1 protein-coding gene is annotated in these 520 nt (G+C 76.7%); it reads left to right on the top strand.

Annotated features, from left to right (window positions below):
• Positions 1-105 precede the first annotated feature (105 nt).
• A partial coding sequence (locus RF645_RS13405) for a CoA pyrophosphatase (protein ID WP_368819284.1) occupies positions 106-520 on the top strand: 415 nt, incomplete at its 3' end.

Genomic DNA, 520 nt, shown 5'->3' with positions numbered 1-520 from the left:
GTGAGCGACACCGACCACCGACGACGCGACCACCGAGGAGGACGGCCCGTGGGCGACGCCTACCAGGACCTGCTGCGCGTGGCCCGCAGCGGCCGGCAGCTGCGGATGGAGGACCGCGAGCCGTGGCGGATCGGGCAGATCGACGAGAACTACCGCCGCTCGGCCGTGCTCATCCTCTTCGGCGCGCTCGACGACCTGCCCTCGCGCGCAGCCGAGCACGCGGAGGGCGTGGGGCGGGACCTCGACGTCCTCCTGGTCCAGCGGGCCGCGACGCTGCGCTCCCACCCCGGCCAGGTCGCCTTCCCGGGCGGGCGCCTGGACCCCGAGGACGGGGACCTGCACGAGGTGCTGTCCGTGCCCGGCGGCGAGGTCAGCGCCGCCCACGTGCGCGCGGCCGTCCGCGAGGCCGAGGAGGAGACCGGGCTGGACCCGCACGGGGTGGAGGTGCTCGGCGCCCTGGCCCCGGTGCCCCTGCCGGTCTCCAACCACCTCGTCACCCCGGTGCTGGGCTGGTGGCGGG

Source organism: Kocuria sp. CPCC 205260 (assembly GCF_040981045.1).
Taxonomy (GTDB): domain Bacteria; phylum Actinomycetota; class Actinomycetes; order Actinomycetales; family Micrococcaceae; genus Kocuria; species Kocuria palustris.
Note: the sequence above shows the minus strand (reverse complement) of the source record. Positions and strands in the feature narration are given on the sequence as shown.